We start from the raw sequence: 20,936 nt of genomic DNA, 5'->3' as shown, positions 1-20,936 counted from the left end.
AAGAATCAGTTTTGGGTTTCTTCCAGAGCAACCAGCCAGCCTGTTTAATAAAGTTGTGTGGTCGTAGTGTATTGGCAAAAGGTACGAACAAAAAAAGCCCCCGACAGATTGCCGGGGGCTTTTGTATGCGTAAGGGGAGGGGATGATTACATCATGCCGCCCATGCCACCTGGGTGACCGTGTCCGCCACCACCAGCCGGTGCTTCTTCCGGTTCGTCGGCGATCACACATTCGGTGGTCAACAACAAGCCAGCGATCGAAGCGGCATTTTCCAGGGCCAGACGGGTTACTTTCGTCGGGTCGATGATACCAGCTTCCACCATGTTTTCGTAACGATCTTCGCGGGCGTTGTAACCATAGTCACCTTCGCCGGCTTTCACCGCGTTCACAACCACGGAGCTTTCGCCACCAGCATTGGCTACAATCGTCCGCAGCGGAGATTCCAGCGCAACGCGGATGATGTTCACACCGGTTTTTTCGTCTTCGTTGCGGGTTTCAACCGCATCCAGGGACTTGATGGTCCGGATGAACGCAACACCACCACCGGCCACGATGCCTTCTTCAACGGCAGCGCGGGTTGCGTGCAGGGCATCATCAACGCGGTCTTTCTTTTCTTTCATTTCTACTTCGGTAGCAGCACCGATGTACAGAATCGCTACACCGCCCGACAGTTTCGCCAGACGTTCCTGCAGTTTTTCCTTGTCGTAGTCGGAAGTCGTGTTTTCGATCTGTGATTTGATCTGGTTGACACGGCCCGTAATATCTTCTTTTTCACCTGCACCATTGATAACAGTTGTGTTATCCTTGTCGATGATGATTTTTTCGGCAGTGCCTAAAAATTCAATAGAAGTGTTTTCCAGTTTGAAACCACGCTCTTCGGCGATGACCTGGCCACCCGTCAGGATCGCAATGTCTTCCAGCATGGCTTTCCGGCGATCGCCAAAGCCCGGTGCTTTCACAGCGGCCACTTTGAGGGCACCACGGATTTTGTTGACAACCAGCGTAGCCAGTGCTTCACCATCGACATCTTCGGCGATGATCAGCAACGGACGGCCGGTTTGAGCAACCTGCTCCAGAACCGGCAGCAATTCTTTCATCGAAGAAACTTTTTTCTCCGAGATCAGAATGAACGGACGGTCCAGTTCAACTTCCATTTTGTCGGTATTGGTTACGAAGTAAGCCGACAGATAACCGCGGTCAAACTGCATACCCTCAACGGTTTTTACTTCCGTTTCCGTACCACGCGCTTCTTCAACGGTGATAACGCCTTCTTTACCCACTTTTTCCATGGCATCGGCAATCATCTGGCCGATTTCCTCGTCGCTGTTGGCCGAGATCGTTGCTACCTGAGCAATTTCTTTCGACGTTTCGATGGCGCGGGATTGTGAACGCAGGTTGTCGACCACGGCAATCACCGCTTTGTCAATACCGCGTTTCAGGTCCATCGGGTTGGCACCAGCCGCTACGTTTTTCACCCCGATCGAGTAGATCGCCTGGGCCAGAACGGTAGCCGTCGTGGTTCCGTCACCGGCTGAATCAGCGGTTTTGGAAGCCACTTCTTTCACCAACTGAGCGCCCATGTTTTCGATGGCGTCTTTCAGTTCAATTTCTTTGGCAACGGTAACACCATCTTTGGTGATCGCCGGTGAACCGAATTTCTTATCCAGAATAACGTTCCGGCCTTTCGGTCCCAACGTTACTTTAACAGCGTCGGCGAGGGTATCAACACCCTTCTTGATCCGATCGCGGGCGTCGATATCAAAAAATATTTTCTTAGACATGAGTGAAAAGGAATTAATGGTTTTAACGAGTAATGCAAACGGGTTTCCGGGCAGCCAGTGTCAGTTAAAACTGAACCGGGGCTGGCGGGAGAACCTTAGATAATGGCAAAAATGTCCGATTCACGCATAATGAGGTATTCTTTTCCCTCAACGGTGATTTCGGTACCGGCATACTTACCGTACAAAACGGTATCGCCAACCTGAACGGTCAGAGGCTCATCTTTCTTGCCCGTGCCAACGGCGACAATCGTTCCACGTTGTGGCTTTTCTTTGGCGGTGTCGGGGATGATGATACCAAATGCGGTTTTTTCTTCAGCAGGAGCTGGTTCAACCAGCACCCGGTCAGCCAACGGTCTTACGTTTACTTTACTTTCCGTTAGTGCTTCCATAATGGGCTTGTGTTTTAGAAGTTAAATTGTTTTGTGCTTAACTAGGGCCCGACATACTGTCGAACTGACGGTCGATTTTGGTCACTTATTGTGCCAGACCACTTTTTTCTGGTAATACTGACAAAATTTCCGATTTATGATGTCAGTTTGGTAATCAGTGGGTTAGGGCAAAGCCTTTTTGGTCGGAGAAAAAAAACGCCAAACACTATTTGGCAGAATGCGAATTTTCGTTAACTTACTTAGCAACAAGACTGTCTGTTCTTCATTCGTTTTCACTATGAAAAAACTTCAGAAAGACTGGTTGACGCAAGGACTGATTGATTTAGAGTACAAAAAATTTGTCGTTCTGGCCTATCTGCAAAACGTTCAGCAACACTTCTCTGACAAAAAGTTATACCCTGACCTGACGGAATTGCGGGATCATTACGAGACCGGCCTCCGTTTTCGGAACCGCAAAGGTACGCTTTCTGCTTCATTCCCCAAGGACGCTACCGGAATTGACCCCGAAAGTCTTACGGTACGGTACCAATCCCGGCAGGAAGACGATGAGTATATGTCCGAAATCGACTCCATCATCAATTTTGCCCTGCCCCGATTCGGGCAAACCCTGACGAAAGGGCAGCAAATGGCCGACGAACTGGCCGCAAACCTGACGCTGACTCCCATCGGTATGCTGCCGCTGCGCCGGGATGAAGGCTATATCTTCCTCCATTGGTCGTCGCATTCCCAGACCCATATCTATTATTTCAGCCTGACCTGGACGGGATTGTCGCTACCGGGATTGGCCCTGTCGACGACGCAAACCGGCAGCCAGCCGATCCGGACGCGCTACATCGACTCCGTGCGGAAGGGCGTCGGGCGGACCTACGAAACCCTGAAACTGGAACTGATCCGCCGTCGGCCTTTTCTGCCCAACCCGGCCACGTTCATGGTAGAATCAAAACGCCGTCTGCCGCTGGAGGAAACACTGCTGCCGATGGCGGAAAAGTTGGTAGAGCGGGAGGTTTCAGAGTAAAAGAGAAATTGTTTCGCGGAGTTGAGCGGAGAAAAAAAGAGTTACGCAGAGATTTTTTTTATTTCCTCCGCTCAACTCCCTTTTTCCTCTGCTCAACTCCGCGAAACAATTAATTACCCTTTCTCGCCAAATCCCCCAGAGTGCGGGAGTTACACCCGGTTTTCATCCGTTTATTTTGACGGTAAACACTTTATCGACAATACCATGAAAGCACGGTTTATCCTATTTCTTCTGGTTCTCAATGCAACGCTGGTTTCCGCCCAGCAACTCACCGCTATTCCCGATGGCGGCAACAAAAAAGCCTTCGTTTCGGAACAAATTGGCCTGACAAAAATCACCATTCACTACAGCCGACCCGGTGTGAAAGGGCGGGAGGGAAAGGTTTGGGGAACACCGGTGGCACATTACGGACTGGTGGACCTCGGTTTTGGCACCAGCAAAGCCGCCCCCTGGCGGGCGGGTGCCAACGAAAACACCATCATTTCGTTTTCGACCGATGTCAAAGTCGAGGGCAAAGACCTCCCCGCCGGAACGTACGGGCTGCACATGCTATTGGGCGAGGCCGAAACAACGGTTATTTTCTCCAAAAATTCGACCTCCTGGGGTAGCTTTTTCTACGAACCTTCGGAAGATGCGTTGCGCGTGACGGTCAAAAACCAGCCTCTCGACAAGAGCGTGGAGTGGCTCAAATACGAGTTCATCAACCAGACGGACAACGCGGCAACGGTGGCACTTGCGTGGGAAAAACGCCTGATCCCGTTTACGGTTGAAGCCGATGTGGTGAAGATTCAGTTGGCTTCTTTTAAAAACGAATTGCGCAATTCGCAGGGCTTTACGTGGCAGTCGTACGTTCAGGCGGCTACGTATTGCCTTCAAAATAAAACCGATCTCGATCAGGCGCTGGCCTGGGCCGATCAGGCCGTTGGATTGCCCTTCATTGGTCAGAAAAATTTCCAGACGCTCAGCACGAAAGCGATGGTTTTGGTGGCCCTCAACAAACAGGCCGATGCCGATGCGGTGATGAGGGAAGCCGTTCCGATGGGAAATATGAATGAATTGCACCAGTATGCGCGCACCTTACTCCAGCAGAAACGGATGAAAGACGCCTATGCGGTTTTTAAGGTGAACTACGACAAGAACCCGAACCAGTTTACGACCAACGTCGGGATGGGCAGGGGGTTGTCGGCCCTCGGTGATTTCAAAAAAGCGTTGCCGTACCTGAAGGCGGCTCTGCCCCAGGCACCGAACGAGCTGAATAAGAATGGCGTCACGGCGATGATTCAGAAACTGGAAGAGGGAAAAGACGTGAATCAGTAAGAAAGGAGTTATTTCGGAATCTTACCCCAATTATGATCAGCCAACCCAGCCACAGCGTGCTTCCAATCAATCCAGCCAACTCGAAAACAGGGAAGTTAGGCATTACTGTAGCGGCTAGTTCGGTTTGCGCCAGCAAATAAATTCCAGAGGCTGTGTACCCGAAAACCGCCACCCATCGCGGAAATACCTGGAGTTGATCGAACATCCACGCCATCAAAACCGTCCAGATAATGGTGAACAATTGCCCGATGTGCTCGCCGAGAAGCACCCCGCCAAATTGGTGAACCACCTGGAAAATAACCGTGATCGATTCGCGAACGGAAGGATCCGAGGTATGAACGTAGCGGTCGGCCAGAGCCGGTACGACGAACACCCAGCGTAATAGTCCGATGATCTGGGCGATGCCGGAAATGACGCCAACTGTGGTGGTCCAGCGAACCAAAGGGTGTTGATTTTCAAAGTATTGTCCTAGCTTGATGTATGCAACCAGGAGGGGAAAACCGCTGAGGGCAAACGCCCACCAGACGGCGATGAGCTGGGAGCCGCCTTTGTGGAATTGAGTCAGGATGATGCCCGGATTCTGGCGGAGAATGTCGGGATAATCGAAAATGATCGTAAGAACCGTGTAGGGAATCAAGACCAGGATGGAGCCAGTAACCAGCAGATTGCCGGTGGTTTTAAGGGGATTCATAATGGGGCTGAGGTAATTACTTAAAGAAGAAAGAATAGCTCAGCCCCGGCGTGGGGTTGATTTTTACAGAATGGTTGGGAGCTGCCAGCAAAGCGGCACCGATTCGTACGTTCAGGCCTTTCCAGATCATCCAGCGAAAACCGGCGTCGACCATCAGGCCGTTGTCGTTTTGATAGGTTCGGTCCAGCCCCCGGACGTATGACAGTGAGGTGTAAAAGGACGACGGGTTTTCCTTGCGTCCTAGCGGAAGGAACCACAAACTGACACCCGCCCGAACAAAGGAAGTGGTCTGGTTTTCGCCGGTACTGTTTTGGGAAACGATGGTGGGGTAATAGCCTGCATGAACGGAAATCTGCCGGTGGCGGTATTCCAGACCAACGGATGGATTTCGGAACGCATTGATGCTGAGTTCGTTTTTGGAGAATGACCGTTGGGCGTAAGCGCTGGAGACTGTGCTGAAGAGTAAAAAAAGGATGACCTGTTTCATATCGTGTTTTGGTAAATGGAACGATACAAAAGTCGGCCGCTGCCCGGCCAGTTTACCGGACATTTGTCTATAAATGCGGTTAACGGCTATTTTTTCGAATACGGCTCAGGTGGCGGGGTGTTACGCCCAGAATCGAAGCCAGATACTGTTGTGGTACTTTCTGGAGCAGGTGCGGTTCTTCGGCCAGGAGTTTCTGGTAGCGTTCCTCGGCGGTGAGGGTGATGAGGTCGAAGCGGCTGTCGTCGATGCAGACGATCTGACTTTCCAGCAATTCGACGTAAAACTGCCGGAAGGATTCGCTTTGGGCCCGGAGGGCGTCAAACTGAGCTTTGGAAATGATCAGGACCTTGGCATCGGTGAGTGCGCGGATGTTTTCTTTCGCCGGAACCTGTTTTAGAAAGCAACCGAGCGAAACCACAAAACTATTTTCCGACGCAATGTAAGTCGTGATTTCGTCGCCATCGTGGTTGAAAAAATACTGAAAAACGCCGGTCAGCACGAAACCAATCTGCTGGGTGGTCTGGCCTTCTTGCAAAAAGTAATCGCCCTTTTGGAAGGATTTCGGTTTGATGTCGACCAGGATCGTTTCCTGATCCGCTCTGGAAATGCCAATTTGCTGGAAATATGTTTCTAAGGCGTTCATCGTTTTTTAGAAAAAAGATCTGTTCCTCCGAGCAACTCTGTGGAAGAGCATCGTTACCGTAGCGGTAACCGGAAATAATCCTGCCCCATCTGAATCGTGAAACCGGATTTCTGGTACAGCTTCAGGGCTGGTTCGTTGGCGGAGTCTACTTCGATTAGAATGGTTTCGGCCATGGACTCCTGTAGAATGTCCAGGATACGGAACAGAATGGTTTTGCCGATTCCCCGCCCCTGAAACGCCGGGCAAACGCCCAAACCAATAATCCAGGCGTCGTTTTGTACAAAATTAATCGCCACCATTCCGATTGGTTTTCCATCCAGCATGGCAATATACTGCGTGAGATGGGGCGTTGTGATGGTGGTTTCCAGCAGTTTACGGGCTTCGTCGAGGGTGCCCCCAAAGATCGTTTGACTCAGTTTCGACAACGGTTCCAGGTCTGCCATGCCAGCCTTGACGAGGGGAATCATCGGCCTGGAAGCCGGAAGCACCACCGACGGCAATGGTTCCCAGCGCAGTTGGTATTCGGTATTGGAATACGTGGCTCCCAACTGACGGGCGAAGGCCTGCCCCGATTCGGAAGCCCGTTCCGTAATTAACAGGAGGTGCTCATAGCCGTAGTTTCGGGCTGCTTCCGCAGCCACTTCGAGCAGGGTCGAAAAGCACCCTTTCCGCCGGGCTTTGGGGAGCGTATAGCCGCAAAATTCAACCACGCTGGTCGTCGGAGCAAAAGCCGATAAAAGGCCAATCAACACGTCATTTTTGTAGAGTAAAAACCAGTGGCACATTGACTGGAAATAATTCATGGATTTATCCCAGTGAATGTGGCCCATCAACCCATCATCGGCCTTACATTTTATTTCGAGAGCCTGAGCGGCCAGGTACTGTTCCTGATTTAATTCGGTCAGTGAAAGGATCTTCATGCTGCAAACTTACGGTAAAAACAGAAAAGCCAGACTCTCCCCATGCAACCTTAAACACTTTTTGGTACTCTATAGCGTACACACATCAACTCCGGCTCGATGGAGCCTGTTCCACTGTCCATTCCGGGACAAAAAGTGTCCACTATTGGACGCGTAGCCTTCGACCTAAACGCAAATACCGTGATTTTGATCGATTAAGCAGACTTCATCAGGTTTGGCAACAGATTTGTTCTGCAAACATTGAAATAATACTTTACCCTTTTATATTCTGTAAACAACAAATGCACAAATCATGAAAACCCTCCTCCAAAAAACAGTCCGCAGATGCCAGAATTGGCTAGTCGTGAGTCTCTTCCTGTACGGTTTGACGGCGACCGCACAGTCCGATTATTATGCCAGAACCGACTCGGCCAGGGGATATTGGAAAATTCAGACCGACTACACGACCCAGCAGACCAGGATCCGTTTTTTTAACCGCTGGCACGAACCGATTTATGAAGAATCGCTGTCGAATCGGTATGTAAAACTGACGAATCGGAACATCCGCTTGTTCGACACGATGCTGGAGCGGCTGTCGACCAACCAATTGCTGTCGGCCGAAGTCAAAAGCCATGAGTTGGTGGCCACCAGCGGCAGTGAGCCTTACCACGTTGTGTCGACGCCGTTGTCAACTCCGGTTTCTACATCTTATATACTGGCATCACCTGAAGAAACCCTGGATGTCAATCCGTTTCGCTCCGATGTCGCCATCAGCAGTACCGGTAAACTGAAAATCCATGTTGCCAATCTCCGGCAAGAACCCATGCTGGTGTTGTTACTGGATGATCAGGGGCGGTATGTATTCAAAGAAAAATCGGCTTCATCAACCTACAACCGGACGCTGAATCTGACCCGTTTGCCGGAAGGGAAGTTCCGGTTTGAAGTCGAAGGAACACAAAAGCGGTACGCCTACCGGTTAATTATTCAAGCCAATCCGCAGTCGTATCAGCTTCGGGCCATTCCCTGAGGGCGCGCCGAAAGCTTGGTAAGGCTCAACTGGCTTTCTGTCCCGCTTTTCCCCTCATTCGTCACTTGCATTGAGCGGTTTGCCGACAATTTTGCTGCTTTGTATTCAGAAATCACCCGCCCGCAAAACCGTACAAAACCGGACAGGCTTTGTACGGTTTCGGACAGTGCGATTTTTGAAAAATGCCCTCCATTGAATCAGAATGGCGTTTCTGATTCTGGTAAGAGATTTGTTTTACAAAGTTTGAAATAATAATAACCAAATTAACAACCTGTAAACAACACGCACAATTCTCATGAAAACCGTTCAAGAAAAAACCGCCTACCGGTTCAAAACTCTCCTGATTCTGCTTCTTCTGGTCAGCACGCTTGTCGGTCATGCTCAACCGGATTACCACTCCGGCCCGGATGTGACCAAAGGATATTGGAAAATCCAGACCGATTACAACACCCGCAGCACGGTCATCCGGTTTTTCAACACCCGGCATGAACCCGTGTATCAGGAAACGCTCCGGGGCCAGTATGTCAAATTGACCAAACGGAATATTCGGCTGTTCGACGAAATGCTGGATCGGGTGGTCAACAATCAACTGTTGGCATCGCAGGTTCGCTCGTCGGAGTTGCTGGCTTCCAATGACGTTGGCTATTCCAAAGCCGCTGCGGTTTATGCCTACGAAGAAACTCCGCCGTCGGTTGTGCCGGAATTCAATGCGAAATTTCTGGTCAATCCGCTGGTGAATTCCTACGGCAAACTCCGCATCAACTATGCTAATCCCGACCGGAAGCAGGTCATCATTGAACTGACCGACGAGTCAACCAACCTGATTCATTACCGGGAACTGAACCGTCAGGCGGGCTACAACCGGTATTTTGATGTAACCCACTTGCTGAGTGGGAAATACCGTCTTCAGGTCAAAGGAGCCGGTGAAACGATAAACTACTGGCTGACCATCGACAAACCGCATCACCGCTACGAGCTGAAAGCGGAGAAGTAAGGCGGTTTACGGTTTTCAGTTTACGGTTGAAGAATGCGTCAGCCAGCATGCGTCAGCAACCTGTAAACTGAAAACCGTAAACTGAAAACCTGTTCGGGTTCGGACAACCGGACTGTACGAATTCGGACAGGTTCGATTTCGGAAACTGCTTAAATGGCCTGATTAGGCCATTTTTTGTTTCTGGCAGCAGATTTGTTCTACAGAAGTTAATTATATCTCTTTTCCATGAGACGATCGTATTTAGGCGAGTTTGAGGAGGTGGTGTTGCTGACAGTAGCGGTTTTAGGAACCGGTGCCTACGGCGTGGCCATCACCGATGAACTGGACCGGCAAACGGGCCGGGCCGTCAGCATCAGCGCCGTTCACGCGGCTTTGCACCGGCTGGAAGAAAAAGGCATGTTGAAGTCACACCTCGGCGAGGCAACCGCCGAACGGGGTGGGCGACGCAAACGCCTGTTTTCGGTTACGGTGCTGGGGAGTCGGACGCTGCACGACATTCGGGCCGTCCGCGACCAGCTCTGGGATTCGATCTCTCCACAGGGGCTGCCAGCCGTGAGTTTGTGAATGAATAGTGTAGAATGAAAAAATAATGAAAAGGAATATCGAACGCCGAATACTGAATAGCGAACATCGAAGGAATCGGGTCACCTTTCCATATTCATTATTCAATATTGAGTGTTCGATATTCCCGCGATCATGAAACCCCAAAAACCGCCACAATGGGCTAGCCGACTTCTGGCCTGGTTTTGCGCTCCGCACCTGCTCGAAGAAATCCAGGGCGATTTGCACGAGCGGTTTGTTCGCCGGGCTAGGCTGTTCGGAGAGCGGGATGCCCGCTGGCAATACGCTTGGGAAGTGCTGAAGTTTATGCAACCCCGATTTTTGAAAAGGAAACCGGATTATTCCCCCAAACCGCAAAGGATCGCTATGTTACGCAACTATTTTACGATTGCCTGCCGGACCATTCTTCAGCAAAAGAGTTACGCCTTCATCAACGTGATGGGCCTGGCCCTGGGGTTGTCGGCCTGCATTGTCATTTTTCTGGTGTTTCGAAATGAACTCACCTACGATGCGTTTAACCGGAAAGCCGATCGAACCTACCGGGTAACGATTTCCGCCGGGGATTATAATCCAAGTGTTTCGTTTGCCATTGCTCCGGCTTTTCGCACCGATTTTCCGGAAATGGAGCAGGTTTCTCAATACTATTATCAGGGAGAAGCCCAGATACAGGTGGATAAGCAACGGTATCTGGAAGAAAGCTTTGCCTACGCCGATGGTTATTTTCCGCAGGTCTTCGATTTTAACTGGTTGGCCGGAGACCCCAAAACGGCTTTGCAGGAACCCAATACGGTCGTTTTGACGGAAAGCATCGCCCGGAAATATTTCGGTGATCAGGATGCTCTCGGAAAAACCATTCGGCTGGATAATGCGTACGATTTGCGCGTCACCGGTGTCATGAAAGATCTGCCGTCGAACACGCACCTGGTTTTTAATTTTCTGGTTTCGTGGGAAACCGTCCGGAAAAAGCTCGACACGCCCCACTTCTGGTCGATCTCGGGTGGCTACCTCTACGTGGTGTTACCGGAAAAATTGCTGCCCAAACGCGTGGAAGCGCGGATTCCGGCTTTCATCCGGAAAAACTGGGGCGACGACATCGCCAAAGATGCCGCGTTGCTGCTGCAACCGTTGCGGGAGATTCATTTCGATAAACGGTACCTTACTCAAATTACGATGCCGCGCTCCAAAGAAACCATCTACGGTCTGGCGGGTGTTGCTCTGGTCATTATCCTGACGGCCTGCATCAATTTTGTCAATCTGGCGACGGCCCAGGCCGTTCGGCGGTCGAAGGAAGTGGGCATCCGGAAAGCCCTGGGTGCTTTTCGGCGGCAACTGGTGGGCCAGATGCTGGGTGAAACGACCCTGCTGGTGGGTTTGGCAACGGTTCTGGCGCTGGGGGCGGTTTGGGCCTTTCTGCCCCTGACCAAACCGCTGTTGAACATCGGGATCGATGCCAGCCAACTGGTTGAACCCCAGGTGATCGCGGTTGTTTTTGGGGTTGTTTTGTCAACGATTCTGCTGGCGGGTTTGTATCCGGCCTTCGTTCAGTCCGGTTTTCAGCCCATCAAAGCCCTGAGATCCCGGTCTACAGAAGCATCGTTTGGCGGAATGACCGTCCGCAAAGCCCTGGTCATCCTGCAATTTGCCATCACCCAGGTGATGATTATCGGGACTCTGGTGGTAGCCAGCCAGATGGATTTTTTCCAGAATCAGGACATGGGTTTTGAAAAAGAGGCCATTGTTTCGTTCCCGACTGGGGCTAAAGCGGATGTCCTGCGGCAGAAACTGCAGGACAATCCCGGTGTTCAGCAACTCAGTTTCGCTTCCGCCGGTCCGGCTTTCAACTTCAACTTTATGCCCTTTGCTTCACCCGAGTTGGGGATGGTCGAAAACGACGTTACAGAACTGAAACTGGTGGATGAAAACTACATTTCGATGTATCACCTGGAACTGCTGGCGGGCGAACCGATCATCAAAACAGCGGAGGATGATACGATTCGCAATGTGATCGTCAACCAGACGCTGATTCGCCGACTCGGTATTCAGAAGGATGAAGATGCCATCGGCAAGCGGGTGCGCGTCGGGGGCGGACCATCCATTATCCGGGGCGTTGTTCGGGATTTTCAGAGTGAATCCAAGCATAAAAAAATCCGCGCCTGTGTTCTGACCTACAATTCGCGGGCTTTCTGGCAGGTCAGTGTCAAGCTGCGTCCGCAGAACCTGCGTGAAACGCTGGCGACGATCGAGAAAGACTGGACTGACTTGAATCCGGAGTCAATATTTCGGTATGAGTTTGTGGATGAGCACATTGCAAAACTATACAAGCAGGAAGAAACCCTGTACAACGCGTTCCGGCTGTTTGCGGGAATTGCCATCGTCATCGGCGGGTTGGGCTTGTTCGGTCTGGTTTCGCTGATGGCCGTTCAGCGGACCAAGGAGGTCGGTATCCGGAAAGTACTGGGCGCGTCGGTGGGCAGCATTGTCGTGCTGTTGTCGCGGGAATTTGTGTGGCTCATGCTGATTGCCTTCGTCATTGCGGCTCCACTGGCCTGGTATGGCATGGATGCCTGGCTACAGGAATACGCCTACCACATTCAGATCGGTCCGTCGATTTTCCTGGTTGCGATATTGGTCACGTTCGTCATTGCGGCTTTTACCGTGAGTTTCCAGTCGATCAAAGCGGCTTTGGTGAATCCGGTGAAGTCATTGCGTTCTGAATGAAGATTAACACTGAATAACGAATATTGAATAAAGAATATCGAATAACGAAGTGGTGCTACTGCCATTAGCGTTCGTTACTGCCTTCCTTTCGTTGTTCAGCATTCGTTATTCAATATTCGATATTAAACTTTATCAGTTTCACTGACATGCCGACACCCCCCCAACCGCCCCGCTGGGCTACCCGACTGCTGGAAATGGCCTGCGCTTCTCCTTTGCTGGAGGAGATGAAGGGCGATTTGTACGAGCGGTTTTTGCGGAATGCCCGGCTGTTCGGAGAACCGTACGCCCGGCGGCAGTATGTCCGGGAAGTACTGGGGTTTGTGCGTCGGCGACCGGGCCGAACGTCGGGGGTAATCCGGAAACAATTCACAGCAGAATCTTCACAAGTGTATCTATTTCAACCGGCTATGATCCGTAACTATTTCAAAACCGCCTGGCGTAATTTGCTGAAAAACCGGTTTTATTCCTTCATCAACATGACCGGTCTGACGGTCGGGCTGGCGGTTGGGATGCTGATTCTGCTGTGGGTGCAGGATGAACTGAGCTTCGACCGGTTTCATGCCAAAGCCGACCAGATTTACCGGCTCGAAAATCGTGTTGGCACTGGCAGCAGTCAGCAAATCTGGCGGACGACGGTTGCGCCGATCGCCGAGATGGGGAAAAGGGAATTGCCCGAAATAAAAGATGCCGTTCGCATCACCCAAAGTAATATTTACAGCCTCTACAGGTACAAGGGAAAAACCTTCACCAGCGAACAGTCGGCCTTTGTCGATCCTACCCTGTTTTCAATTTTTGATTTTGGGCTTATCAAGGGAAATCCGGCGAATCCGTTCCCGAACGACCAGTCGGTGGTGCTGACGGAAGCCACCGCCCGGCGGTATTTTGGCGATGCCGAACCCATCGGAAAAGTGATTACGGCCGACGGGAAAAAACGCTTCACCGTTACGGGTGTGATCCGGAATTTTCCAAAAAACACCACTTTTAACGGAGAACTCGATCTGCTGTTACCGATTTCGCTCTGGTTTAAAACCATCTATGCGGAACGGAAGGATGGCCGAAACCAGGATAACGATTTTCATGAGTTCAATTATGTCACGTTTTTACTGCTCGAACCGGGCGTTTCGACGGAGGCTTTGGCAACCAAACTGCGGAACATTCACCTGCGGAACAAAGCGGATGATACTGATCTGACGTATCTGCTGCAAGCCCTGCCCGACATGCATTTGTACAAGTCGGACGGCAGCGACGGCGGTATCGAAACTGTTCGCATGTTTACCATCATTGCGCTGCTGATTCTGGTCATTGCCTGCATCAACTATGTCAATCTCTCCACCGCCCGTTCCATGCTGCGGTCCAAAGAAGTGAGTATGCGGAAAATCGTGGGCGCGGCAAAAGGGCAGTTGTTTTTGCAGTTTATCATTGAAACCGCCCTGCTTTTCGCGCTTTCGGCGCTGCTGGCAATTGGGTTGATGAGCTTATTGATGCCGTTCTACAACGAGCTTTCGGGAAAACAGCTCGTCATCGATTTAACGGACCTTCGGATGTGGCTGGTGATCGGGTTGACCATTACGGCCACCCTGCTGGTGTCGAGCATCTATCCGGCCCTGTTGCTCTCTTCGTTCGAACCCCTGAAAGCCTTAAAAGGGAAAGTCTCGGCGCGGTTGAGCGATGCGGTTTTTCGAAAAATACTGGTCGTCGTTCAGTTCGCGTTCACTGTCATGCTGATTTCCGGGACCTTGATCATTGGCAATCAGTTGGAGTATATTCGCTCGAAAGAGTTAGGCTATGATAAAAGCCACACGTTTTCCCTGCATATGCGCAGCATGTCTTCTCACTATGAGGTCGTTAAAGCCCGCTTACTGAGCCAGCCGGGGGTGACGGACGTTACCCGTTCCGACGCCCATATTGTATCGCTGAATCAGCAAACCGGGAGCAGCGATTGGGATGGGAAGAAAGTCGGGGAGACCATGATGGTGAGTCCAATGGCCATCGACAAGGATTTTATTCCATTTTTCAAAATAAAACTGGAACAGGGCGAAAATTTTACGGGTGCGGTTTCCGATTCAACGCATTTTATTTTGAACGAAACCGCCGTCAAAGTCGCCCGTCTGAAAGAACCCATCGGCAAGCGGTTTAAACTCTGGAATCGGGAAGGAACGATTATTGGCGTGGTGAAAGATTTTCATTTTGCGTCCCTCAAACAGAAAATCGAACCGGCGATTTTTTATTACAACCCAAAAAATGAAGATCGAATTTACGTCAAAACGACGGGTAAAGAAGCCGCCGGAGCCCTGGCCGCGACCGAGCGTTTGTGGAAGCAATACAATGCCGATTTTCCCTTCAACTACGCTTTTTTGGATGAAACCTTCGATGACCTCTACCGAACCGAGCAACGCACCGGAACACTCTTCAACGTGTTTGCCACCATTGCCATCGTGATTTCCTGTCTGGGGCTGTTCGGTTTGGTCGCCTACACGGCGCAGGTCCGCACCCGCGAGATTGGCGTTCGGAAAGTGCTGGGAGCTACCGTGCCGGGCATCATCGGGTTATTGGCCAAAGATTTCGTGAAGCTGGTATTGATCGCCATCGTTGTGGCGGTTCCGGTGGCGTGGTATGTGATGGCTCAATGGCTCGAAGGGTTTGCGTATCGCATTGATATCCACTGGTGGATGTTTGCCACGGCGGGTTTGCTGGCACTGGCCATCGCCCTGCTGACGGTTAGTTTCCAAAGCATCAAAGCCGCGTTGATGAATCCGGTGAAGTCACTGCGTTCGGAGTGAAAAGTAATACTGAATATCGAATAACGAAGTGCGGTTCGGTTTCTTCCATATTCGATATTCAACATTCAGTATTCGATATTCAAACGATATGAAACCGCCTAAATACGCTGATAAACTGTTGCAATTCTTCTGCGCTCCCCATCTTTTTGAGGAGATTCAGGGCGATTTGTACGAGCGGTTTTTGCGCAATGCGAAGCTATTTGGACTCCCCTACGCCCGGCGGCAATATGTCCGGGAAGTGTTGAGTTTTCTAAAGCCCTTTTTCTTCAAACGACAAGCTAATGAACATCCATCCATCTCTTTCCTGAATCCTGTTATGATTCGCAATTATCTGAAAATCGCCTGGCGGAACATCGCCCACAACAAATCCTTTTCGGCCATCAACATCCTGGGCCTCGCGCTCGGCATGGCGTGCAGCCTGCTCATTCTGCTCTGGATTCAGGACGAATTTAGCGTCGATGCCTATCACGCCAATGGCCCGCAGCTTTACAACGTCATGGAACGCCAGTTCTACGACGGCAAAGTGGACGCAAGCCCGGGAACACCCGCTTTGCTGGCCGATGAACTGAAAAAAGAATTCCCGGAAATTGTCTATGCGTCCGGCCTTTCCTGGGAGCAGGAACTGACGTTTTCGGTGGGTGAAAAACTGAACAAGGAAAAAGGCCGGGCTGCCGGACCTGACTGGTTTAAGATGCACAGTCTTCCCTTGTTAGCCGGAACCGCCGAAACCGCCTTGAACGGGCCGACGAATATTGCCATTTCGCGGCAACTCGCGGAGAATTATTTTGGTAGCCCGCAGGCGGCTATGGGAAAGAGCATTCGACTCGGTAACAAAGATGATTATCAGGTCAGTGCGGTTTATGAAATGCCGGAAAATAGCTCGGAAACCTACGACTATGTGCTGAGCTGGGCCGATTTTATGCGGCACAATGAATGGCTCAAAGAATGGGGTACCAACGCGCTTCAGACCCGCATCCAACTCCGGACCGACCGCAACGGTGTACCGGCTGATCCCGGCCGGCTGGAAGCAAAGATGAAGGCGTTTCTGAAAAAATACAATCCGAAAATGGCCACGAAGGGGTTGGATATCCAGCTTTTTCTGCAACCGTACCCGGAAGCGTATCTCTATTCCAATTTCAAAAACGGCTATCAGGATGGCGGACGCATCGAATACGTCCGGTTGTTTGGCATCGTGGCGGTTTTTATTCTGCTGATTGCCTGCATCAATTTCATGAATCTGGCTACAGCCCGGTCGGTGAAGCGGGCGCGGGAGGTGGGCGTTCGGAAGGTTGTTGGCGCCGGTCGGGGCTGGCTGATCGGGCAGTTCATTGGCGAAGCGCTGGTGCTGACGTCGCTGGCGCTGGTTCTGGCCGTGGGCGTGGTCTGGATGCTGCTGCCGGTCTTCAACACACTGACCGAAAAGCACATTTCGTTCCAGTTTGCAAACGCGTCGTTTTGGGTAACGTTGCTGGTCATGACACTGGCTACGGCTCTGATCGCGGGCAGTTATCCCGCCCTTTTCTTATCTTCATTGAATCCGGTTCGGATCTTGAAAGGAAGCATCCGGTTTGGTTCCGGGGCGCGGCTTTTCCGGCAGAGCCTGGTGGTTTTTCAGTTCGCCCTGTCGATGCTGCTGATCATCGGAACCATCATTGTCTACCGGCAAATCGATTTTATCCAGACCAAAAACCTGGGCTTCGACCGGGAGGGAATGATTTATCTCCAGGCTGAGGGAGATTTGGCCGCCAAATACGAAACGTTCAAACAGGAACTGCTCCGGATGCCCGGCATCCAGACCGTAACGTTCATGAACGGAACGCCAACCACTAGTTTCGGTACGACGGGCAATGTTCAATGGCCGGGTAAAGACCCCGCGACCAGCATTCAGTTTCAGTTTTCACAAGTCGATTATGATTTCACGAAGACCCTGAAAGTCAAGGTTGCCGGGCGTGATTTTTCCAGGGATTTTGCCACCGACTCGGTCAGTTATCTGATCAACAAAACCGCAGCCCGCCGGATTGGCTACCGGGACCCGATTGGAAAACCGCTGACCTTGTGGGGCAAACCGGGTTTGATCATTGGGGTGGTGGACGACTTTCACCAGAATTCCCTGCATGTGGCCATCGAACCGTTCATTGCCAAATTAAGTCCGGCCGCCGAGGGAAAAAACATCATCATTCGCACCCAGCCGGGCCAAACGAAGCAGGCCCTGGCGAGTCTGGAAACGATGTGGCATCAACTGAATCCGACGTTTCCATTCACCTACCAGTTTGCTGATGAGGCCTTTCAGCGATTGTACCGCAGCGAAACCGTGGTCGGCACGCTGGCCAACTACTTCGCGTTTCTGGCAGTTTTTATCTCCTGTTTGGGCTTGTTTGGTCTGGCGGCTTTCATGGCCGAACAGCGCACGAAAGAAATTGGCGTCCGCAAGGTATTGGGTGCTTCGGTGACCAGCATTGTCAGTCTTCTTTCGCAGGATTTTCTCAAACTCGTGGGCGTTGCCATCGTCCTTTCCTCGCCCGTGGCCTGGTATGCTATGAACCGGTGGTTGCAGGATTATGCCTACAAAGTTGAGATCGAATGGTGGGTTTTTGCGTTGGCGGGCTTGCTGGCGGTCGGCGTTGCGCTGCTCACCATCAGTTTCCAGAGCATCAAAGCCGCGTTGATGAATCCGGTGAAGTCGCTGCGTTCGGAATGAAAAGTAATACGGAATATCGAATGTTGAATAACGAATATTGAAGTACGGTCCGATTTCTTCGCTGTTCGTTATTCAACATTCATTGTTCGATATTGAAATGAGATGAAACCGCCTAAATACGCTGATAAATTGTTGCAATTCTTCTGCGCTCCCCACTTGCTGGAGGAGGTGCAGGGCGATTTGTACGAACGCTACGGGCGGGACCTGGCGGAGGTGGGCGTCCGAAAAGCCAACCGCCGGTATGTGGCTAATGTATTGAAATTTATTAAGCCTTTTGCGCTGAAACGTCAGAACTCTGCGTATCCGTCACCTTCTTTTCTGCATCCTGTCATGATTCGCAATTACCTCAAAACCTCCTTTCGCAATCTGATCAAAAACCGGGTCAGTGCGCTGATCAACCTTTTCGGGCTGAGCCTGGGTGTCACTGCCTGTCTGGTGATTTACCTGATTACCAACTATGAACTCAGCTACGATACGTTCCACGCCGACCGCGGACGGATTTATCGCCTGATTGGTACCGAGAAATTTGGCCCCAACGCCGAAACCCATCCGGCGGGTTTTGTTCCCAATCCGGTTCCGCTGGCGATTCGCAAGGAAGTGACCGGGCTGGAAACCGTAGCGGCTTTTCACAACATTACGTCGGCGGTGCTGATTCCCAACGGCACGGAAAACCCGAAGCGGTTTGAGCCGGGGAAACACGGCGTCGATAACCAGGAAATTGTGGTCGTTGAACCGCAATACTTCACTATTTTCAACTACCAGTGGCTGGCGGGTAATCCGAAAACCGCCCTGACCGAACCGTTTCAACTCGTGTTGTCGGAGCAAAAAGCCCGCAAATACTTTGGCGATTTGCCGCTTGAACAGATTCTGGGCAAAGAGGTGATTTACTGGGATTCGGTTCGGGTCAGCGTCGCCGGGATTGTAAAGGAATGGGATAAACCGACCGATTTTACGTTTACGGATTTCATCTCCTTCGCCACCATTCGCAGCAGTCTGATGAGTAAAAGCATCAATCTCGATGACTGGAATGACATCTGGTCGTCGTCCCAGGCTTTCGTAAAACTGCCGGAAGGAACGGACCCGGAGCAACTCACGGCGTCTTTTCAACAGTTTTCCAAACGGCATTTCCAGAAGGAATTTAAGTTTATACCCGGTTTGCAACCGCTGGCCGACTTGCATTTTAATGCGGATTATGTTGATAATTATTCCCGGAAAGCGCACCTTCCAACGCTCTACGGCATGATGGGCGTTGCGGTTTTTATCCTGCTGATTGCCGCCATCAACTTCGTCAATCTGTCGACGGCCCAATCGGTGCAGCGGGCGAAAGAAATTGGTGTCCGGAAGGTGTTGGGGAGCAGCCGGAAAAGCCTGATTTTTCAGTTTTTGAGCGAAACCACCCTGCTGACACTCACGGCGGTCAGTATTGCGCTGGTGCTGGTTGGTCCCATTCTCTCCGCTTTTCAATCCCTCACCCCCAAAGGGCTGGCGTTTGAATTGTTCAGTCTGGAAACCCTGCTTTTTTTGTTGTTCGTCACCGTAACGACCTCGCTGCTGGCCGGTTTCTATCCTTCGCTGGTGCTGTCGTCGTACCGGCCGGCCCTGACGCTCAAAGGCCAGACAGCGCTGAAAGGGGGGCAGAAAGGGTATTTCCGCAAAGGACTGATCGTTTTTCAGTTTACGGTTTCGCTGGTATTCATCATCGCTACCCTGATCGTAGAACGGCAACTCAGTTACATCCGCAACAAGGAACTGGGCTTTTTGACCGACGCCATCATTTCCATCGATGCGGGCCGGGCGGGCAAATCCGATGTGCTGGCGCAGCGAATCCGGCCCTTGTCGGGGGTGGAGCGGGTGTCGATGCAGTGGTTTCCGCCGATGGGTATGAGTTACATGATGACCAAAATGAAATACACTGGCAAGCAGGAAATCGAGATGGATGTTTCGGCCAAAGTGGGGGACGAGAATTTCATTCCTTTATACGGTATTCGTCTGTTGGCCGGGCGAAACTACCTGAAAAGCGATTCGCTCCGGGAACTGGTCATCAATGCCACGTTTGCCAAACGGCTGGGTTTTAAAAAACCGGCGGATGCTCAGAACCAGTTTCTGGATTTCAATGGTAAAAAAATCCCGATCGTTGGGGTCGTGGCCGATTTTCATGAGCAGTCGTTTCACGACAAAATTGATGCGACGTTCATCGGGTATCTGCCACAGCAGTCCCAAAATCTGGGTGTCAGACTGACCAGCAATGGCAAAAACATGAACGATGTGAAAGCTACGCTGGCCAGCATCGAAGAACAGTGGAACGCCATTCATCCCGATAAAAAATTTGAATACGAATTCCTGGACGACCGGATTGCGCGGCTGTACGAAAAAGAGCAGAAAACCAGCCGCCTGGTCAACACCGCCACGGCCATCGCCATTCTGATTTCCTGCATGGGGTTGTTTGGGCTGGCCACCTTTACGGCCGAGCAGCGTACCAAAGAAATCAGCATCCGGAAAGTGCTGGGGGCTTCGGTGGCGGGTATTGTCGCCCTTCTGTCGAAAGACTTCCTTAAACTGGTGTTCATCGCCCTGATTCTGGCCGCACCCGTGGCATGGTGGGCCATGAACGAGTGGCTGAAAGATTTCGCCTACAAAGTGGACATCGAGTGGTGGATCTTTGCCCTGGCCGGACTCCTGGCGGTTTTCATCGCCCTGTTGACGATCAGTTTCCAAAGCATTCGGGCGGCCTTGATGAACCCGGTAAAAAGTTTGCGAAGTGAGTAGTCTGATCGGACCGCCGACGCGGCCGGGATTAAACGGATTCTTGTGATTGACCTGACGAAAGGAGTATATCAGTTTAATCAAAAAAATCAGCTCCATCCCGGCCGCGTCGGCGGTCCGATCAGAACGGTTCTGCTCTTTACACGGAAATACCGTACTTTTGCGGTTCGTTA

15 protein-coding genes are annotated in these 20,936 nt (G+C 51.4%); 9 read left to right on the top strand and 6 right to left on the bottom strand.

All coding sequences use genetic code 11. The features are described from left to right. Window positions 1–146: 146 nt before the first annotated feature. Window positions 147–1,781: a chaperonin GroEL gene (gene groL, locus FH871_RS14815; protein ID WP_114407920.1), complete on the bottom strand. Its 1,635-nt coding sequence runs from the start codon at window positions 1,779–1,781 to the stop codon at window positions 147–149. A 95-nt stretch (window positions 1,782–1,876) separates the two neighbouring features. Next, a complete protein-coding gene (gene groES, locus FH871_RS14810) occupies window positions 1,877–2,170 on the bottom strand; it encodes a co-chaperone GroES (protein ID WP_114407921.1) in 294 nt (97 codons plus the stop codon). Between the two features lie 277 nt (window positions 2,171–2,447). On the opposite strand from groES, the gene FH871_RS14805 reads away from it, so the two are divergent. Both FH871_RS14805 and FH871_RS14800 read left to right on the top strand, forming a co-directional pair. Then, entirely contained in the window at window positions 2,448–3,185 is a 738-nt protein-coding gene (locus FH871_RS14805; RefSeq protein ID WP_138992198.1) for a hypothetical protein, read from the top strand. Window positions 3,186–3,389: 204 nt separating this feature from the next. Continuing rightward, window positions 3,390–4,502, top strand: coding sequence for a DUF2911 domain-containing protein (locus tag FH871_RS14800; protein ID WP_138992197.1), 1,113 nt, complete (start codon window positions 3,390–3,392; stop codon window positions 4,500–4,502). Here FH871_RS14800 and FH871_RS14795 read toward each other — a convergent pair. The 4 genes from FH871_RS14795 to FH871_RS14780 all read right to left on the bottom strand — a co-directional run bounded on the left by FH871_RS14795 (window position 4,453) and on the right by FH871_RS14780 (window position 7,243). Beyond that, window positions 4,453–5,193, bottom strand: a complete 741-nt coding sequence (locus FH871_RS14795) for a DUF4386 domain-containing protein (protein ID WP_138992196.1) — start codon at window positions 5,191–5,193, stop codon at window positions 4,453–4,455. The genes FH871_RS14800 and FH871_RS14795 overlap by 50 nt on opposite strands. A 16-nt stretch (window positions 5,194–5,209) precedes the next feature. Then, on the bottom strand, window positions 5,210–5,680 hold the full coding sequence (locus FH871_RS14790; protein WP_138992195.1) for a hypothetical protein: 471 nt from the start codon (window positions 5,678–5,680) through the stop codon (window positions 5,210–5,212). A gap of 79 nt (window positions 5,681–5,759) precedes the next feature. Further along, window positions 5,760–6,323, bottom strand: coding sequence for a Crp/Fnr family transcriptional regulator (locus tag FH871_RS14785; protein ID WP_138992194.1), 564 nt, complete (start codon window positions 6,321–6,323; stop codon window positions 5,760–5,762). 53 nt (window positions 6,324–6,376) lie between these two features. Further along, window positions 6,377–7,243 (bottom strand): GNAT family N-acetyltransferase, encoded by an 867-nt coding sequence (locus FH871_RS14780; RefSeq protein WP_138992193.1) that lies wholly within the window; start codon window positions 7,241–7,243, stop codon window positions 6,377–6,379. A 292-nt stretch (window positions 7,244–7,535) separates the two neighbouring features. On the opposite strand from FH871_RS14780, the gene FH871_RS14775 reads away from it, so the two are divergent. From FH871_RS14775 to FH871_RS14745, 7 genes are all read left to right on the top strand, one after another. Next, complete coding sequence (locus tag FH871_RS14775) at window positions 7,536–8,249, top strand: hypothetical protein (protein ID WP_138992192.1); 714 nt, start codon at window positions 7,536–7,538, stop codon at window positions 8,247–8,249. 295 nt (window positions 8,250–8,544) lie between these two features. Then, window positions 8,545–9,243: a hypothetical protein gene (locus FH871_RS14770; protein ID WP_138992191.1), complete on the top strand. Its 699-nt coding sequence runs from the start codon at window positions 8,545–8,547 to the stop codon at window positions 9,241–9,243. Between the two features lie 225 nt (window positions 9,244–9,468). Continuing rightward, window positions 9,469–9,807, top strand: a complete 339-nt coding sequence (locus FH871_RS14765) for a PadR family transcriptional regulator (protein ID WP_114407927.1) — start codon at window positions 9,469–9,471, stop codon at window positions 9,805–9,807. A 132-nt stretch (window positions 9,808–9,939) separates the two neighbouring features. Beyond that, entirely contained in the window at window positions 9,940–12,522 is a 2,583-nt protein-coding gene (locus tag FH871_RS14760) for an ABC transporter permease (RefSeq protein WP_212768231.1), read from the top strand. Window positions 12,523–12,668: 146 nt separating this feature from the next. Next, window positions 12,669–15,302: an ABC transporter permease gene (locus tag FH871_RS14755; protein ID WP_138992190.1), complete on the top strand. Its 2,634-nt coding sequence runs from the start codon at window positions 12,669–12,671 to the stop codon at window positions 15,300–15,302. An 88-nt stretch (window positions 15,303–15,390) separates the two neighbouring features. Then, on the top strand, window positions 15,391–18,000 hold the full coding sequence (locus FH871_RS14750; RefSeq protein WP_229317302.1) for an ABC transporter permease: 2,610 nt from the start codon (window positions 15,391–15,393) through the stop codon (window positions 17,998–18,000). A 102-nt stretch (window positions 18,001–18,102) separates the two neighbouring features. After that, on the top strand, window positions 18,103–20,766 hold the full coding sequence (locus FH871_RS14745; protein WP_229317300.1) for a permease prefix domain 2-containing transporter: 2,664 nt from the start codon (window positions 18,103–18,105) through the stop codon (window positions 20,764–20,766). Window positions 20,767–20,936 lie beyond the last annotated feature (170 nt).

Origin of the sequence: Larkinella sp. C7, from assembly GCF_006149005.1 — a bacterium.
Lineage (GTDB): Bacteria > Bacteroidota > Bacteroidia > Cytophagales > Spirosomataceae > Larkinella.
Note: the sequence above shows the minus strand (reverse complement) of the source record. Positions and strands in the feature narration are given on the sequence as shown.

What these genes read in the sequence shown, in the direction of transcription:
- groL (WP_114407920.1), bottom strand. Translation starts at nt 1,781, where the DNA reads ATGTCTAAGAAAATATTTTTTGATATCGACGCCCGCGATCGGATCAAG.
- groES (WP_114407921.1), bottom strand. Translation starts at nt 2,170, where the DNA reads ATGGAAGCACTAACGGAAAGTAAAGTAAACGTAAGACCGTTGGCTGAC.
- FH871_RS14805 (WP_138992198.1), top strand. Translation starts at nt 2,448, where the DNA reads ATGAAAAAACTTCAGAAAGACTGGTTGACGCAAGGACTGATTGATTTA.
- FH871_RS14800 (WP_138992197.1), top strand. Translation starts at nt 3,390, where the DNA reads ATGAAAGCACGGTTTATCCTATTTCTTCTGGTTCTCAATGCAACGCTG.
- FH871_RS14795 (WP_138992196.1), bottom strand. Translation starts at nt 5,193, where the DNA reads ATGAATCCCCTTAAAACCACCGGCAATCTGCTGGTTACTGGCTCCATC.
- FH871_RS14790 (WP_138992195.1), bottom strand. Translation starts at nt 5,680, where the DNA reads ATGAAACAGGTCATCCTTTTTTTACTCTTCAGCACAGTCTCCAGCGCT.
- FH871_RS14785 (WP_138992194.1), bottom strand. Translation starts at nt 6,323, where the DNA reads ATGAACGCCTTAGAAACATATTTCCAGCAAATTGGCATTTCCAGAGCG.
- FH871_RS14780 (WP_138992193.1), bottom strand. Translation starts at nt 7,243, where the DNA reads ATGAAGATCCTTTCACTGACCGAATTAAATCAGGAACAGTACCTGGCC.
- FH871_RS14775 (WP_138992192.1), top strand. Translation starts at nt 7,536, where the DNA reads ATGAAAACCCTCCTCCAAAAAACAGTCCGCAGATGCCAGAATTGGCTA.
- FH871_RS14770 (WP_138992191.1), top strand. Translation starts at nt 8,545, where the DNA reads ATGAAAACCGTTCAAGAAAAAACCGCCTACCGGTTCAAAACTCTCCTG.
- FH871_RS14765 (WP_114407927.1), top strand. Translation starts at nt 9,469, where the DNA reads ATGAGACGATCGTATTTAGGCGAGTTTGAGGAGGTGGTGTTGCTGACA.
- FH871_RS14760 (WP_212768231.1), top strand. Translation starts at nt 9,940, where the DNA reads ATGAAACCCCAAAAACCGCCACAATGGGCTAGCCGACTTCTGGCCTGG.
- FH871_RS14755 (WP_138992190.1), top strand. Translation starts at nt 12,669, where the DNA reads ATGCCGACACCCCCCCAACCGCCCCGCTGGGCTACCCGACTGCTGGAA.
- FH871_RS14750 (WP_229317302.1), top strand. Translation starts at nt 15,391, where the DNA reads ATGAAACCGCCTAAATACGCTGATAAACTGTTGCAATTCTTCTGCGCT.
- FH871_RS14745 (WP_229317300.1), top strand. Translation starts at nt 18,103, where the DNA reads ATGAAACCGCCTAAATACGCTGATAAATTGTTGCAATTCTTCTGCGCT.